Raw genomic sequence first — 14,789 nt, 5'->3', positions numbered from 1 at the left:
CGCAGCCTGCGGCAGCTCCAACGGGTGTACAGCTGGCTCTGTAGGAGCTGCCGCAGGCTGCGATCTTTTTCTTTTATCCACACCCGGAAACAATTAAGCAGCCCTCAGGCTGCTCTCTCAACTGTTCCCGTTACGTTTACGTCACCGTGAGGCTGTGGCCTTTCTCCACGGCAACGTGCCATCACGCTACTCGGCTACACACTTTCGGCTGGCGAAACGTCGCACCGATAAGGTGCAACGCTTCAGGCCGTCGCCCTTTCCTGGATCAGAATCCACGGCGAAACCACAACCGCCCACAGCTGCGGATCACGCTCGAAAAGATCCAGCGCCCGTGTTTCAGACAGCTTGGCGACCTTGTCAGCGGCCAGCCAGGCAGCCACTTTCTCGCCTTCATCACTCGCTACAGCCTCAGCCGCAGCGATCAAATCCAGGCTGGGGTCGACCCACAATAGGGCACCCTTGGCGAAGAACGGCTCTAATTCCTTCCAGGTAATAGATGCGGTTTCACCAAGCAGCTTGGCATAGAGGGTGCTAGGTTCTTCAGTCATGGGTTTGGTCCGGAAAAGAAATCGGCGCAATGATAACGTCGGTGGTCTGGCAGAAAAACCCTGAAGCAATTTACGTCACTGAATGAAAAGAGCAGGAATGCCAGGGAATGCACGGAATCAGGTTATATGCCCGTCAAAACCCCGCCGTAATTCTGACTTTTTCTTTCAAAATAGCGACACCCGCAGATTTTGCCCCCCGGCGCCAGCTTCCCAGGCTGACAATCGGCGCTCTACACTGTACCGGTACAGTTGCCGAGGGGCTTTTCCGGGGATGTCTTCGATATCTGACCCGGTTCTGCCGCCCCACGGCGCCAGGACTATAAAAACTACAACAGTAAGAGTGGAGCACTATGACTAAGGCTACTAAGCAGATTTCCAAACTGTTTGCCGCTATGGTTCTGGCCGGGGTTGCCAGCCATTCGTTCGCAGCTGACACCATCAAGATCGGCATCGCCGGCCCTAAAACCGGCCCTGTAGCCCAATACGGCGACATGCAATTCAGTGGCGCTAAAATGGCCATCGAGCAAATCAACGCCAAAGGCGGCGTTGACGGCAAGAAACTCGAAGCCGTTGAATACGATGACGCCTGTGATCCGAAACAAGCTGTGGCGGTCGCGAACAAAGTCGTCAACGACGGCGTCAAGTTCGTGGTCGGTCACCTGTGCTCCAGCTCCACTCAACCGGCTTCGGACATCTACGAAGACGAAGGCGTGATCATGATCACTCCGGCAGCCACCAGCCCGGACATCACCGCCCGTGGTTACAAAATGGTGTTCCGCACCATCGGCCTGGACAGCGCCCAGGGCCCTGCGGCCGGTAACTACATTGCCGATTTCGTAAAGCCTAAAATCGTTGCTGTTCTGCACGACAAACAGCAATACGGTGAAGGCATCGCCACCGCAGTGAAGAAAACCCTGGAAGGCAAAGGCGTGAAGGTTGCCGTGTTCGAAGGCGTCAACGCCGGCGACAAGGACTTCTCCTCGATGATCTCCAAGCTCAAGCAAGCCAACGTCGACTTCGTCTACTACGGCGGCTACCACCCGGAGCTGGGCCTGATCCTGCGTCAATCCCAGGAAAAAGGCCTGAAAGCCAAGTTCATGGGTCCGGAAGGCGTGGGTAACGACTCCATTTCGCAGATCGCCAAGGACGCTTCCGAAGGCCTGCTGGTGACCCTGCCGAAATCCTTCGACCAGGATCCGGCCAACGTTGCCCTGGCTGATGCGTTCAAAGCCAAGAAAGAAGATCCGAGCGGTCCGTTCGTGTTCCCGGCCTACTCGGCTGTGACCGTGATCGCCGACGGCATCAAGGCTGCCAAGTCCGAAGACGCTGCCAAAGTGGCCGAAGCCATCCACGCCGGCACCTTCAAGACCCCTACCGGCGACCTGAGCTTCGACGAGAAAGGTGACCTCAAAGACTTCAAATTCGTGGTTTACGAGTGGCACTTCGGCAAACCAAAAACTGAAGCCAAGCCCCAGTAAGGCGTTGCCTGACTGACTGCCAACAAAGCCCACGGCGTGCCGTGGGCTTTGTTTTACGAACGTATCTGGGCCGCGCTGGCGTGATCCGCCAGTCTCCCCACCTGAAAATCTCAAAACCGTCATCAGCGGTTCGCTGGCAAACCCCGAATTCGAAGTGGATGCAGATCCACGGGGCTCGGGCGGGAAAATGACTCCACCAGTGAAATGCGTATCAGGTTTTTAGGAGCGCTGTAATGCCTGACATCTATCACTTCTTCCAACAGCTGGTTAATGGTCTGACCATTGGCAGCACGTATGCCCTGATCGCCATCGGCTATACGATGGTTTACGGCATCATTGGAATGATCAACTTCGCCCACGGCGAGGTGTACATGATCGGTTCCTACGTGGCGTTCATCGCCATCGCCGGGCTGGCCATGATGGGACTCGACAGTGTTCCGCTGTTGATGACCGCCGCTTTCATCGCAACCATTGTCGTGACCAGTGCCTACGGTTACAGCATCGAACGGATCGCCTACCGCCCCTTGCGCGGCAGCAACCGTCTGATCCCGCTGATCTCTGCCATCGGCATGTCGATCTTCCTGCAGAACACCGTTCTGCTGGCGCAAGACTCCAAGGACAAATCCATCCCCAACCTGATTCCGGGCAATTTTGCCTTTGGGCCAGGTGGCGCACATGAAGTGCTGATTTCCTACATGCAAATCGTGGTGTTCGTGGTGACCCTGGTCGCCATGCTCGGCCTGACGCTGTTCATCTCCCGCTCCCGCCTGGGCCGCGCCTGCCGCGCCTGTGCCGAAGACATCAAGATGGCCAACCTGCTGGGTATCAACACCAACAACATCATCGCTCTGACCTTCGTCATCGGTGCCGCACTGGCGGCCGTCGCGGCCGTGTTGTTGAGCATGCAATACGGCGTGATCAACCCGAACGCCGGTTTCCTGGTCGGCCTCAAGGCCTTCACCGCAGCGGTACTGGGCGGTATCGGCAGCATTCCGGGCGCCATGCTCGGCGGGCTGGTACTGGGCGTGGCGGAAGCCTTTGGTGCCGATATCTTCGGCGACCAGTACAAGGACGTCGTGGCCTTCGGCCTTCTGGTTCTGGTGTTGTTGTTCCGGCCAACCGGCCTGTTGGGCCGTCCGGAGGTTGAGAAGGTATGACTAGGAATCTTAAACAGGCACTGTTCAGTGCCTTGCTGGTGTGGGCCGTGGCCTACCCGGTACTCGGTCTGAAACTGACCATCGTCGGCATCAACCTTGAAGTTCATGGCACCAGCAACGCCACCCTGATCACCATTGCGGTGTGCTCAGTGTTGATGTTCCTGCGTGTGCTGTTCGACCAGCGGATCAGCTCGGCCTGGCGTTCGTCGCCAGGCATGCCGCTGATTCCGGCCAAGGCCAGCAACTTCCTGACCCTGCCGACCACCCAGCGCTGGATCATCATCGCGTTGATCGCCGGTGCCCTGGTCTGGCCGTTCTTCGGCTCCCGCGGCGCGGTGGATATCGCCACGCTGGTGCTGATCTACGTAATGCTCGGCCTCGGCCTCAACATCGTGGTCGGTCTTGCCGGTCTGCTTGACCTTGGTTACGTCGGCTTCTATGCCGTCGGCGCCTACAGCTATGCGCTGCTGTCGCACTACTTCGGTCTGAGTTTCTGGATCTGCCTGCCGATTGCCGGTTTGATGGCCGCTACCTTCGGCTTCCTGCTGGGTTTCCCGGTGTTGCGTCTGCGCGGTGACTATCTGGCGATCGTGACTTTGGGCTTCGGTGAAATCATCCGTCTGTTCCTGCGCAACCTGACCGATATCACCGGTGGCCCGAACGGCATCAGCAACATCGAGAAGCCGACGTTCTTCGGCCTGACCTTCGAACGTAAAGCCGCGGAAGGCATGCAGACTTTCCACGAATACTTCGGCCTGCAATACAACTCGATCAACAAGGTGATCTTCCTTTACCTCGTTGCGCTGTTCCTGGCACTGGCTGCGCTGTTCGTCATCAACCGCTTGCTGCGCATGCCGTTGGGCCGCGCCTGGGAAGCCTTGCGTGAAGACGAGATCGCCTGCCGTGCGCTGGGCCTGAACCCGACCCTCATCAAACTGTCGGCCTTTACCCTGGGCGCGAGCTTCGCCGGTTTCGCCGGTAGCTTCTTCGCCGCCCGTCAGGGTCTGGTGACACCGGAGTCCTTCACCTTCATCGAGTCGGCGATCATTCTCGCCATCGTGGTACTGGGTGGCATGGGCTCGCAACTGGGCGTGATCCTGGCTGCCGTGGTGATGATCCTGCTGCCGGAAATGATGCGTGAGTTCAGTGAGTACCGCATGTTGATGTTCGGTGCCTTGATGGTACTGATGATGATCTGGCGCCCTCAGGGTCTGCTGCCCATGCAACGTCCTCACATGGAGCTGCGCAAATGAGCCGCGAGATCCTTAAAGTAGAAAACCTGAGCATGCGCTTCGGCGGCTTGCTGGCGGTCAACGGCGTAGCCTTGAGCGTGAAAGAGAAACAAGTGGTTGCCCTGATCGGCCCCAACGGCGCCGGCAAGACCACCGTGTTCAACTGCCTGACCGGCTTCTACAAGCCGAGCGGCGGCAGCATCCTGCTCGACGGCGAGCCGATCGAAGGCCTGCCGGGCCACAAGATCGCCCTCAAAGGCGTGGTGCGCACCTTCCAGAACGTGCGGTTGTTCAAGGACATGACCGCGGTCGAGAACCTCTTGATCGCTCAGCACCGTCACCTGAACACCAACTTCCTGTCCGGCCTGTTCAAGACCCCGGCGTTCCGCAAAAGCGAACGCGAGGCCATGGACTTTGCCGAGTTCTGGCTGGAAAAGGTCAACCTCAAGGAGTTCGCCAACCGTCCGGCCGGCACCCTGGCCTACGGTCAGCAACGTCGTCTGGAAATCGCTCGCTGCATGATGACCCGCCCGCGGATCCTCATGCTCGACGAACCGGCGGCCGGCCTCAACCCGAAGGAAACCGAGGACCTCAAGGCGCTGATCAGCATGCTGCGTGAAGAGCACAACGTGACCGTGCTGCTGATCGAACACGACATGAAGCTGGTCATGAGCATTTCCGATCACATCGTCGTGATCAACCAGGGCACGCCCCTGGCCGACGGTACGCCGGAACAGATCCGCGATAATCCTGAAGTGATCAAAGCCTACCTGGGGGAAGCGTAAATGCTGCAGTTTGAAAACGTTTCCACCTTCTATGGCAAGATCCAGGCCTTGCACAGCGTCAACGTCGAAGTCCGCCAGGGCGAGATTGTGACCCTGATCGGCGCCAACGGTGCGGGCAAGTCCACGCTGCTGATGACTCTGTGCGGTTCGCCGCGAGCCCACAGCGGCAGCATCCGCTACATGGGTGAAGAGCTGGTCGGCCAGGACTCTTCGCAGATCATGCGCAAGAGCATTGCCGTGGTGCCGGAAGGTCGTCGGGTGTTTTCCCGTCTGACCGTGGAAGAGAACCTGTCCATGGGCGGTTTCTTCACCGCGAAAGGCGATTATCAGGAACAGATGGACAAGGTTCTCGGACTTTTCCCACGCCTGAAAGAGCGTTTCAGCCAGCGTGGCGGCACCATGTCCGGTGGCGAACAGCAAATGCTCGCCATCGGCCGCGCGCTGATGAGCAAGCCCAAGCTGCTGCTGCTCGACGAGCCGTCGCTGGGTCTGGCACCGATCATCATCCAGCAGATCTTCGACATCATCGAACAGCTGCGCAAGGACGGTGTGACGGTGTTTCTGGTCGAGCAGAACGCCAACCAGGCACTGAAAATTGCTGATCGCGCCTACGTTCTGGAGAACGGCCGCGTGGTGATGCAAGGCACCGGTGAAGCACTGCTGACCGACCCTAAAGTGCGCGAAGCGTACCTCGGCGGTTAAGCCTTTGCGGTAAACAAAAACGGCCTTCGGGCCGTTTTTGTTTACCCACACACAATACCGAAAACAATGAATAACCTCTGTAGGAGCCTATAGCCTGTCCAGCGCTTCGCCACTGCGCTTGAACCACCCAATCAAGTAATCCGCCAGCACCTGCGTGCGCTTGGGCAACCCCCCCTGATACGCATGCACCAGATACATCGGCATGCTCCGCGTCTGGTAATCGCGCAGGAGCCAGCGCAAACGCCCGTCAGCCAATTCCGCTGACAAACAATAAGACGGCAGGCGCGCAATCCCTGCACCAGCCAGCGCGGCTTTTTTCAGCAGATTGTAATGGTTGCTGGCGAACGGTCCCGACACCCGCACCCGCAGCAATTCATGTTGCTGGTGATACAACCATTCTTCACGCCCACTGTAGTGGCTGTTTAGCAAACAACGATGCTCACCGAGCGCCTGCGGCGTTTGCGGTTCACCGTGCAGATCCAGATAGGCCGGGCTGGCACAGGTCATTTCGTGCCACGCCAACACCGGGCGAGCCACCAGTCGCTGGTCTATCGCCACATCCGAGCGGATCGCCAGGTCGAAACCGTCGCGGGACAAGTCACGGTAGCTGTTGTTGAGATCCAGCTCGATCTGCACCTCGGGATACTGGGCGGAAAATTCCAGCAACAGGCCATCGAAAAAGGTTTCCCCCAGCGAAACCGGAACGGTCATACGTATCGGACCGGCCATGTCATCTTTCAAGCGCGCCAACGCCTGACGTGCTCGCTCGGCCTGCACGACCAACGCCTGGGCTTGCGGCAGCAACGCCGCGCCCGCCGCCGTCAGGCTCAAGCGCCGTGTGGTGCGCTGTAACAGGACAACGGAAAACTGCGCCTCCAATTGACTGATGCGTTTGGACAATTGGCCCTTGCTGCATCCCAACTGCTGCGCCGCCAAGGTAAAACTCCCCGCCTCGATCAACACCGCGAACGCCGCGAGGTCATCCATTTCGCTCATGGATTGTTTCCATTTGAAAACCAAAGGTTGCCTATTAGTGCGCTTATCTGCTTAAAAAACCACTCTAAACTGAAGCCTCTTCCCACCCACGAGGATCGGCCCCCATGAAAATTCTATTGATCGGCGCACGCGGAACCATTGGTTCGGCTGTCGACAAGGAACTGTCCCAGCGTCACGAAATTATCCGCATTGGCCGAAACAGCGGCGATTTTCAGGTGGATATCAGCGACAGCTCATCGATTCGAAAACTGTTCGAGCAGACCGGCAAATTCGATGCCCTGATCTGCGCCGCCGGCAACGTGACCTTTGCCCCGCTCAATGAGATGACCGAAGACAGTTTTGCTCTCGGCCTGAAAGACAAACTCATGGGCCAGGTCAACTTGTTGCTGATCGGCCGCGAATACGCCCATGACGGCGCATCGTTCACCTTCACCACCGGCGTACTGAGCCACGATCCGATCTACAGCGGCGCATCGGCAGCACTGGTCAACGGTGCACTGGACAGTTTCGTACGCGCCGCCGCCATCGAGTTGCCGCGCGGCCTGCGGGTCAACTCGATCAGTCCGAACGTCCTGGTTGAAGCCATGGGCAAATACGCGCCGTACTTCCGCGGGTTCAAACCGGTCCCTGCGGCGGATGTGGCGTTGGCCTACGCCAAAACCGTGGAAGGCTTGCAGACGGGTCAGACTTTTCAAGTAGGTTAATTCACCCAGAAAACCGTAGGAGCCGGCTTGCTGACGATGGCGCCCTCCAGATCGCTATCGCCAGCAAGCCGGCTCCTACCGGTTGATCGACAACAACCGATGGGGTTGTGATGAACGGTCAGGCTGAGTAACGTGGCGGCACTTGTCTGGAGAGCCAAAGATGCGTGTTGCCCGTTCCTTCATCGTCGTTGCCCTGCTTCCGCTGTTCGCCGCGTGCCAATTGTTCGACAGCCCGCGTGAAAGCGCGTCTCATGTCGGTCAGACCCGTTTGCAAGGGCAGTTGACGGCGGCGGATGGCAAACTGCTGTTCCAACCGTGCAACCAGCCAAATCGTTATGTGGTCAACGACACGGGTGGCACCAGCGTCCTGCAACAGGCTGCCACCCTGGCCGATGGCAAGGGCAAGCTGTTTGCCGATGTGCGTGGCAAGGTTGTCTCCGGTAACGGTGCCGACGGCCAACTTGACCTGGAAACGCTGTACCGCATCGAGCGCTCGGGCACGGCATGTGACGATCCAAACTTCAAACTGTCGATTTTGCGTGCAGCGGGCCACAACCCGCAATGGACGATGAAAGTCAGTGGCAAAGGCCTGATCCTCGAGCGTGCCGGCCTGCCGCCATTGGCCGTGCCCTACGTTGAAGAGCAACTGGGCGATGGTCGATTCAACCTCAGCACCGATGCCAATAATCAACACATCGAGCTGTGGGTCGCACCGCAACGCTGCGTCGACAGCAGCACCGGCAGCATCCAGCACATGAGCGCTGAACTTCGCGTCGACGGTAAAGTGCAGCGCGGTTGCGCATCCTTCGGTGGTGCACGGGACGACTGATTCGACGAGAGGCGGTTTTTGCCTCACTGGACGGTGCCATTGGGGCTTATAATCGCCGGCTTCAAACGCCCTGGCGCAGTTGTGCGCCCCGCGAACCGGATCCCGCCATGTTACGAATCACCGAACTCAAGTTGCCGATCGACCATCCCGAAGAAGACCTGCGCCCTGCCATCGTGCAGCGTTTGGGGCTTGCCAGCGATGACCTACTCGATTTCACCTTGTTCAAGCGCAGCTACGATGCGCGCAAAAAGTCCTCCGAACTGTGCTTCATTTACACCATCGACCTTGAAGTTCGCGATGAAGCGTCGGTACTGCACAAGTTTGCCGATGACCGTAACGTCAGCGTGGCGCCGGATGTCAGCTACAAAGAAGTCGGCCAGGCGCCGGCCGCCCTGAGTGCTCGCCCGATCGTTGTCGGCTTCGGCCCGTGCGGGATTTTCGCCGGGTTGTTGCTCGCGCAAATGGGCTTCAAGCCGATCATCCTCGAGCGCGGCACCGAAGTACGCCAGCGCACCAAGGACACCTGGGGTCTGTGGCGCAAAAGCGTGCTCAACCCCGAATCCAACGTGCAGTTCGGCGAAGGCGGCGCAGGCACGTTCTCCGACGGCAAGCTCTACAGCCAGATCAAGGACCCTAAATTCCTCGGCCGCAAAGTGCTGCACGAATTCGTCAAGGCCGGTGCGCCGGAAGAGATCCTCTACGTCAGCAAGCCACATATCGGTACATTCCGTCTGACTGGTGTTGTGGAAAACATGCGCGAGCAGATTCGTGCGCTCGGCGGCGAAGTGCGCTTCCAGCAGCGTGTCACGGATGTCCTGATCGATGATGGCCAGTTGGTCGGTGTCGAGCTCAACGGTGGTGAGCGGATTCTTTCGAAACACGTGATCCTGGCCCTCGGCCACAGCGCCCGCGACACGTTCCGCATGCTTCACGTTCGCGGCGTGTACATGGAGGCCAAGCCGTTCTCGGTCGGTTTCCGCATCGAGCATCCACAGTCGCTGATCGACCGCGCTCGCTTGGGCAAGTACGCCGGGCACCCGAAACTCGGCGCCGCCGACTACAAACTGGTGCACCACGCCAAGAACGGCCGTTCGGTCTACAGCTTCTGCATGTGCCCAGGCGGCACCGTGGTGGCGGCGACCTCCGAGCCGAACCGAGTGGTCACGAACGGCATGAGTCAGTACTCGCGTAACGAACGTAACGCCAACTCCGGGATTGTCGTCGGCATCACCCCTGAAGTCGACTATCCGGGTGGACCGCTGGCAGGCATCGAGTTGCAGGAACGCCTGGAATCCCACGCCTTTGTGCTCGGTGGCAGCAACTACGAAGCACCGGCGCAATTGGTCGGCGACTTTATCGCGGGCAAGCCGTCCACTGAACTGGGCAGCGTCGAGCCGTCCTACAAACCGGGCGTCGCACTGGGCGACCTGGCCCTGGCCTTGCCGGACTTCGCCATCGAAGCGATCCGCGAAGCCTTGCCGGCGTTCGAGAAACAGATTCGTGGATATTCGCTGCATGACGCCATACTGACCGGCATCGAAACGCGAACGTCGTCGCCACTGCGTATTACCCGCAACGAGTCGATGCAGAGCCTGAACGTGAAAGGCTTGTTCCCGGCCGGTGAAGGCGCGGGTTATGCGGGCGGGATTCTGTCGGCAGGTGTGGACGGGATTCGTATTGCTGAAGCCGTCGCCCGGGACATTCTCGGCCTGCAGGCTTGATAAAAACCTGTAGGAGCTGGCTTGCCAGCGAAGGCGTCGGACCTGCCAGCATTGATGTTGAAGGTGAGTCCGTCTTCGCTGGCAAGCCAGCTCCTACAGGTCATGCTTGTCAGATGTTGGCGCGCAGTACCGACGTCGGCAACGGCTCACCCTGTTCCACCGTCGCAGCCACTGCGGCGATCATCCCACTCAATTCATACCCCTGAGCCTTGAGCCAGGCCTGATTGTAATACGTCGTGGCATAGCGCTCGCCGCTGTCACACAGAATCGCCACCATCGACCCCGTCTCCCCTTGCGCTTTCATGTGCTGAGCCGCCATCAATGCGCCGATCAGGTTGGTCCCGCTCGACCCGCCGACATGACGCCCCAAGCGCTCCGCCAGGTAATGCATGGCTGCCAGGGACAGCGCATCCGGCACCTTGACCATCGCATCGATCACCTTGGGCAGAAACGAGGCTTCCACCCGTGGCCGTCCAATGCCTTCGATCCGTGAACCATGATCAAGACGCAGACTGGCATCGCCGGTCTGATAGTAATCGAAGAACACCGAGCGTTCGGCATCGGCACACAAGACGCGGGTGTCGTGCTGGCGATAACGCACGTAGCGGCCCAAGGTCGCAGTGGTACCGCCGGTGCCAGGGCTGGATATCAGCCAGCTCGGCTCGGGATGCTGCTCGAATCGCATCTGATGGAAAATCGACTCGGCGATGTTGTTGTTAGCCCGCCAGTCGGTGGCACGCTCGGCATAGGTGAACTGGTCAATGAAATGCCCGTCGTGCTCGCGCGCCAGACGCTCGGACTCGGCGTAGATCTGGGTCGGGTCGTCTACCAAATGGCTTTGGCCACCGTAGAACGCAATCTGCGCGATTTTCTCTTTCGAGGTGGTGGCAGGCATCACTGCAATGAACGGCAAGCCCAGCATGCGCGCAAAGTAAGCCTCGGAAATGGCGGTCGAGCCACTTGAAGCCTCGATGACCGGCGCGCCGGGTTTGAGCCAGCCGTTACATAGTGCATACAGGAACAACGAACGTGCGAGGCGATGCTTGAGGCTGCCCGTGGGGTGGCTGGACTCATCCTTGAAGTACAACTCGATGCCCGGAAAACCCGGCAGCGGCAAAGGGATCAGGTGGGTGTCGGCGCTGCGTTGGAAATCGGCTTCGATAATCCGGATCGCCTCGCGGGACCACTGTCGGTTGACGCTCATGATGAGGTTCTCGCTGAATCAGGCAAAAGTCGCCCCTGGTACAGGGCTCAATCAACAAGCTTAGGAAAAATCCGGCATCCGGCACAGATACAGCTGAGGTTCAATACGTCTGGCAACTGCTAGGCTCAAGCCCGAGCTATTGGTTTGGTCTGTAACGGCATATAACAAAAAAGAATATAACTTTTGTTTTAACAACTAACAGTACTTGTTAGGGTGTAACACCTTTTGAATTCACGGATGGAGAGCGACCTTGCCTCTGCGTAGCACTTTCACGCGTTTCTTTCAGTTGGAAGCTGCCAGCGGTCTGTTATTGATCGCGGCTGCCGTTCTGGCTCTAGTCATCAACAACTCGCCGCTGTCGTGGCTCTACACCGGGCTGTTGGACACCCCCGTCGTGGCCCAGATCGGCGCCCTGAAAATCGCCAAACCCGCGCTGCTCTGGATCAACGATGGCCTGATGGCCTTGTTCTTCCTGCTGATCGGCCTGGAAGTCAAACGCGAAGTCCTTGACGGCCAACTGTCCAGACCGTCGCAGATCGTGTTGCCCGGTGCCGCCGCCATTGGCGGCATGGTGGTGCCGGCGCTGATTTACTGGTTCCTCAACCGGGACAACCCATCCGCCCTTAGCGGCTGGGCAATCCCGACGGCCACCGATATCGCCTTTGCCCTCGGCGTGCTGGCACTGCTGGGTAAACGCGTACCGGTATCGCTGAAGCTGTTCCTGATGACCCTGGCAATCATCGACGACCTCGGTGCAATCATCATCATTGCAATCTTTTACTCCGGCGCGCTTTCGACACTGTCTCTGGCTCTGGCTGCAACGTGCATCGCAACGCTGATCGGGATGAACCGGCTCGGCGTGGTGAAGCTTGGCCCGTATATGATCGTTGGCTTGATCCTCTGGGTTTGCGTGCTCAAGAGCGGCGTCCATGCCACGCTGGCCGGCGTCACTTTGGCATTCTGTATTCCTTTGCGCACGAAAAACGCCGAGACGTCCCCCCTACTCACGCTTGAACATGCACTACACCCATGGGTGGCCTACGGCATTTTGCCGCTGTTTGCGTTTGCCAACGCCGGCCTCTCCCTGAGTGGGGTAACTGTCGAAAGCTTTACCCACGACGTGCCGATGGGCATTGCGGTCGGACTGCTGCTGGGCAAGACCGTAGGTGTGTTCGGACTGACATGGCTCGCGGTAAAAATCGGCATCGCCGCCCTGCCTCAAGGCGCCAATTGGGGTCAGGTATTGGGTGTGGCGATCCTCTGTGGCATCGGCTTCACCATGAGTCTGTTCGTCGGTTCGCTGGCATTCGAACCTGGGGTCAGCGACTACGCCGGGATGGATCGCATGGGGATTCTGACCGGTTCGATACTGGCCGCGCTGATTGGATATGCGGTGACTGCGATGGCGAGTCGCAAGCCTTTGCTGCACGCGGCTGCGCCTCCAAAGGCTTGATCGGAATAACGAGAAATGAGGGAGCAGATAACTCCTTCATTTTCGTCAGACAGGCCATACAGCGTTGTCGGATTCGTACTGCGGCCATTTCGGACGCTGCTGGCATCAACCTCCAACTTTCCTCGCTAACTTTGCGTTGCACGCCTTGCTTTACACAGGGCCTTCAATAGCAAAACAGCGATGGAGAAAGTGATGGTTGCCCATGGCCCGGAACACGCCACCTGGCTCTGCATGGAAACGCTGGCTCTCAATATTCCGAATGCTCGTACTTTCGATTTTCCATTCTGGCCGGTTGAATATTTTGGTGACCGGGACAACTCTCGAGAACTGACACCGGAGCAGATAATCGAAACAGCCCTGAAGAATAGCGATTTGCAGCTTGATGCTGAAAACCTGCCTTAAAAAGAAAAACCCCGATCAGTCGCCTGATCGGGGTTTTTCTTATGGATTGTTTACGCTTAGTGCGAAACGCGGCTCGTACCGTCAACGGTGGAGATCCGTACACGTTCGCCAACACGGAACACTTCGTTTTCCTGAACCTGTTGCACGTAGGCGCGCATGCTGCCGTCGTCCTCGCGCACGGTGATTTCCACACCCTGGGTACGGGTCAGGCCTTCTTCGGCAGCCGAGCCAATCAGGCCACCGGCGACGGCGCCGATGACGGCGGCGACGATGCTGCCCTTGCCGCCGCCGATAGAGCTACCGCCAACGCCGCCGACCACTGCGCCCGCAGCGCCGCCGATGGGGGTCTTGGTACCTTCGATTTTCACCGGACGCAGGGCTTCGATGGTCCCCATGCGAATCGTCTGCACACGACGCGCTTCGTCACGGGAGTAGGAGTCACCGGTCAGGCTCGATTGGCAACCGGTGAGCAACATCGCCATCGTGGAAAAAGAAGCAACCAGCAGAACAGACTTACGCATAGCATCAACTCCAAAGGACAGGTATTCATTAAACCCCGCAGCTTGACGCCTGTCACGGCACGGCACGGATAAAACTGGTTTGATTCAGGCTTCGTTAAGACGCCTGCACGAACTCACCACACAGTAGCGGCAAACCAAAAAACTGTGCCACTGGCCCAAGGATTCATATGGACTACTTTATCATTGTCGCCACGACCGTCGCCGGGTTGTACTTCCATGGGTGGTTGTACGTGCGGATCAAACGCTGGATGGACCGCGACCTGGCATTGGCGCTGGCGGGCAACGACGAACAGAAAAAAGCCTTCATGCTCGAACAGCTCGCAAACGCTCAGGCGCAAAAGATCAAGCGCAGAGACCTGCCGAAGTGGCTTGAGGCCGCGGCGGCAGGCTATCCCGATCGGTAGACTGCCTAGGGTGCCAGACGTTCAAGAATCCAGCGGGCGGCTTGTTGACGGTAATTGAGGCGATCGTGCAGGCGGCTCGGACGACCCTGCCAGAACTCGATACGCTCGGGTAACAGGCGATATCCACCCCAATGCTCCGGGCAATGAGGCTGGCTATCGCTGAAGCGTTGCTCGGTGTCCTTGAGCAGTGTTTCCAACTCGCCACGATCGGCGATGACACGACTTTGCGGGGAAGCCCAGGCGCCCAGGCGGCTGCCCAGCGGGCGAACCTGATAGTAAGCGTCAGACTCCTGTGGCGTGACCTTCACCACCCGTCCTTCGATGCGCACCTGACGCTCCAGGGCTGGCCAGAAAAACGTCATGGCCGCGAATGGATTGGCGGCCAGGTGCTGGCCCTTGGCGCTGTCGTAGTTGGTGAAGAAGGTGAAACCCTGCTCGTCCAGGCCCTTGAGCAGCAGAATGCGACAGTGCGGTCGACCGTCCGGATCGACCGTGGCCAGGGTCATGGCGTTGGCTTCCACCGGTGCCTGCTCCGTTTTCACCGCGTCGGCGAACCACTGATGGAACAGCGCAAACGGTTCGCCCGGGGCTTGTGCCTCGGTCAGGCCATCACGGGTGTAGTCACGACGCATATCAGCCAGGCCCTGGGTCAT

General features: G+C 58.8%; 16 protein-coding genes. 11 read left to right on the top strand and 5 right to left on the bottom strand.

From position 1 onward, the window contains the following. Positions 1-242 precede the first annotated feature (242 nt). Positions 243-548, bottom strand: coding sequence for a DUF2288 domain-containing protein (locus AD668_RS05725; RefSeq protein WP_053155574.1), 306 nt, complete (start codon positions 546-548; stop codon positions 243-245). A gap of 350 nt (positions 549-898) precedes the next feature. On the opposite strand from AD668_RS05725, the gene AD668_RS05720 reads away from it, so the two are divergent. From AD668_RS05720 to AD668_RS05700, 5 genes are all read left to right on the top strand, one after another. Further along, a complete protein-coding gene (locus AD668_RS05720; RefSeq protein ID WP_053155572.1) occupies positions 899-2,026 on the top strand; it encodes a branched-chain amino acid ABC transporter substrate-binding protein in 1,128 nt (375 codons plus the stop codon). 233 nt (positions 2,027-2,259) lie between these two features. Then, entirely contained in the window at positions 2,260-3,183 is a 924-nt protein-coding gene (gene livH, locus AD668_RS05715; protein ID WP_053155569.1) for a high-affinity branched-chain amino acid ABC transporter permease LivH, read from the top strand. Continuing rightward, positions 3,180-4,436 (top strand): high-affinity branched-chain amino acid ABC transporter permease LivM, encoded by a 1,257-nt coding sequence (locus tag AD668_RS05710; RefSeq protein ID WP_053155567.1) that lies wholly within the window; start codon positions 3,180-3,182, stop codon positions 4,434-4,436. Before livH ends, AD668_RS05710 begins: the two co-directional genes overlap by 4 nt. Further along, positions 4,433-5,200 (top strand): high-affinity branched-chain amino acid ABC transporter ATP-binding protein LivG, encoded by a 768-nt coding sequence (livG, locus tag AD668_RS05705; protein ID WP_053155565.1) that lies wholly within the window; start codon positions 4,433-4,435, stop codon positions 5,198-5,200. The genes AD668_RS05710 and livG overlap by 4 nt, the downstream gene beginning before the upstream one ends. Further along, complete coding sequence (locus AD668_RS05700; protein WP_034146751.1) at positions 5,201-5,902, top strand: ABC transporter ATP-binding protein; 702 nt, start codon at positions 5,201-5,203, stop codon at positions 5,900-5,902. It begins immediately after the preceding gene. A gap of 87 nt (positions 5,903-5,989) precedes the next feature. Here AD668_RS05700 and AD668_RS05695 read toward each other — a convergent pair whose 3' ends face one another. After that, the gene (locus tag AD668_RS05695) at positions 5,990-6,898 is read right to left on the bottom strand and encodes a LysR family transcriptional regulator (RefSeq protein WP_053155563.1); all 909 of its coding nucleotides are present in this window, start codon (positions 6,896-6,898) and stop codon (positions 5,990-5,992) included. A 104-nt stretch (positions 6,899-7,002) separates the two neighbouring features. Between AD668_RS05695 and AD668_RS05690 the strand changes: the two genes are divergently transcribed. The 3 genes from AD668_RS05690 to AD668_RS05680 all read left to right on the top strand — a co-directional run bounded on the left by AD668_RS05690 (position 7,003) and on the right by AD668_RS05680 (position 10,152). Further along, positions 7,003-7,602 carry a short chain dehydrogenase gene (locus AD668_RS05690; protein ID WP_053155561.1) on the top strand — a complete coding sequence of 200 codons (600 nt, stop codon included), beginning with the start codon at positions 7,003-7,005 and terminating at the stop codon, positions 7,600-7,602. 160 nt (positions 7,603-7,762) lie between these two features. Next, positions 7,763-8,431, top strand: coding sequence for a COG3650 family protein (locus AD668_RS05685; RefSeq protein ID WP_053155559.1), 669 nt, complete (start codon positions 7,763-7,765; stop codon positions 8,429-8,431). Positions 8,432-8,538: 107 nt separating this feature from the next. Beyond that, positions 8,539-10,152 (top strand): NAD(P)/FAD-dependent oxidoreductase, encoded by a 1,614-nt coding sequence (locus AD668_RS05680; protein WP_053155557.1) that lies wholly within the window; start codon positions 8,539-8,541, stop codon positions 10,150-10,152. Between the two features lie 109 nt (positions 10,153-10,261). On the opposite strand, the gene AD668_RS05675 is transcribed toward AD668_RS05680, so the two are convergent. Continuing rightward, positions 10,262-11,356 carry a PLP-dependent cysteine synthase family protein gene (locus tag AD668_RS05675; protein ID WP_053155555.1) on the bottom strand — a complete coding sequence of 365 codons (1,095 nt, stop codon included), beginning with the start codon at positions 11,354-11,356 and terminating at the stop codon, positions 10,262-10,264. 250 nt (positions 11,357-11,606) lie between these two features. On the opposite strand from AD668_RS05675, the gene nhaA reads away from it, so the two are divergent. Both nhaA and AD668_RS05665 read left to right on the top strand, forming a co-directional pair. Next, positions 11,607-12,809 carry a Na+/H+ antiporter NhaA gene (gene nhaA, locus AD668_RS05670; RefSeq protein ID WP_053155554.1) on the top strand — a complete coding sequence of 401 codons (1,203 nt, stop codon included), beginning with the start codon at positions 11,607-11,609 and terminating at the stop codon, positions 12,807-12,809. A 192-nt stretch (positions 12,810-13,001) separates the two neighbouring features. Further along, entirely contained in the window at positions 13,002-13,211 is a 210-nt protein-coding gene (locus AD668_RS05665) for a hypothetical protein (RefSeq protein WP_053155552.1), read from the top strand. Positions 13,212-13,267: 56 nt separating this feature from the next. Here the strand turns inward: AD668_RS05665 and AD668_RS05660 are convergent, their stop codons facing one another. Beyond that, entirely contained in the window at positions 13,268-13,732 is a 465-nt protein-coding gene (locus AD668_RS05660; RefSeq protein WP_053155550.1) for a glycine zipper 2TM domain-containing protein, read from the bottom strand. A gap of 167 nt (positions 13,733-13,899) precedes the next feature. Between AD668_RS05660 and AD668_RS05655 the strand changes: the two genes are divergently transcribed. Then, positions 13,900-14,136 (top strand): hypothetical protein, encoded by a 237-nt coding sequence (locus tag AD668_RS05655; protein WP_053155548.1) that lies wholly within the window; start codon positions 13,900-13,902, stop codon positions 14,134-14,136. Positions 14,137-14,141: 5 nt separating this feature from the next. Here AD668_RS05655 and pdxH read toward each other — a convergent pair whose 3' ends face one another. Beyond that, positions 14,142-14,789 carry a pyridoxamine 5'-phosphate oxidase gene (gene pdxH, locus AD668_RS05650; RefSeq protein ID WP_053155546.1) on the bottom strand — a complete coding sequence of 216 codons (648 nt, stop codon included), beginning with the start codon at positions 14,787-14,789 and terminating at the stop codon, positions 14,142-14,144.

The sequence above is a fragment of the Pseudomonas sp. P1.8 genome (genome assembly GCF_001269805.1).
Taxonomy (GTDB): Bacteria; Pseudomonadota; Gammaproteobacteria; order Pseudomonadales; family Pseudomonadaceae; genus Aquipseudomonas.
Note: the sequence above shows the minus strand (reverse complement) of the source record. Positions and strands in the feature narration are given on the sequence as shown.

Excerpts from the sequence above, each read along its gene's own strand:
- AD668_RS05725 (WP_053155574.1), bottom strand. The coding sequence starts at position 548 with ATGACTGAAGAACCTAGCACCCTCTATGCCAAGCTGCTTGGTGAAACC.
- AD668_RS05720 (WP_053155572.1), top strand. The coding sequence starts at position 899 with ATGACTAAGGCTACTAAGCAGATTTCCAAACTGTTTGCCGCTATGGTT.
- livH (WP_053155569.1), top strand. The coding sequence starts at position 2,260 with ATGCCTGACATCTATCACTTCTTCCAACAGCTGGTTAATGGTCTGACC.
- AD668_RS05710 (WP_053155567.1), top strand. The coding sequence starts at position 3,180 with ATGACTAGGAATCTTAAACAGGCACTGTTCAGTGCCTTGCTGGTGTGG.
- livG (WP_053155565.1), top strand. The coding sequence starts at position 4,433 with ATGAGCCGCGAGATCCTTAAAGTAGAAAACCTGAGCATGCGCTTCGGC.
- AD668_RS05700 (WP_034146751.1), top strand. The coding sequence starts at position 5,201 with ATGCTGCAGTTTGAAAACGTTTCCACCTTCTATGGCAAGATCCAGGCC.
- AD668_RS05695 (WP_053155563.1), bottom strand. The coding sequence starts at position 6,898 with ATGAGCGAAATGGATGACCTCGCGGCGTTCGCGGTGTTGATCGAGGCG.
- AD668_RS05690 (WP_053155561.1), top strand. The coding sequence starts at position 7,003 with ATGAAAATTCTATTGATCGGCGCACGCGGAACCATTGGTTCGGCTGTC.
- AD668_RS05685 (WP_053155559.1), top strand. The coding sequence starts at position 7,763 with ATGCGTGTTGCCCGTTCCTTCATCGTCGTTGCCCTGCTTCCGCTGTTC.
- AD668_RS05680 (WP_053155557.1), top strand. The coding sequence starts at position 8,539 with ATGTTACGAATCACCGAACTCAAGTTGCCGATCGACCATCCCGAAGAA.
- AD668_RS05675 (WP_053155555.1), bottom strand. The coding sequence starts at position 11,356 with ATGAGCGTCAACCGACAGTGGTCCCGCGAGGCGATCCGGATTATCGAA.
- AD668_RS05665 (WP_053155552.1), top strand. The coding sequence starts at position 13,002 with ATGGTTGCCCATGGCCCGGAACACGCCACCTGGCTCTGCATGGAAACG.
- AD668_RS05660 (WP_053155550.1), bottom strand. The coding sequence starts at position 13,732 with ATGCGTAAGTCTGTTCTGCTGGTTGCTTCTTTTTCCACGATGGCGATG.
- AD668_RS05655 (WP_053155548.1), top strand. The coding sequence starts at position 13,900 with ATGGACTACTTTATCATTGTCGCCACGACCGTCGCCGGGTTGTACTTC.
- pdxH (WP_053155546.1), bottom strand. The coding sequence starts at position 14,789 with ATGACCCAGGGCCTGGCTGATATGCGTCGTGACTACACCCGTGATGGC.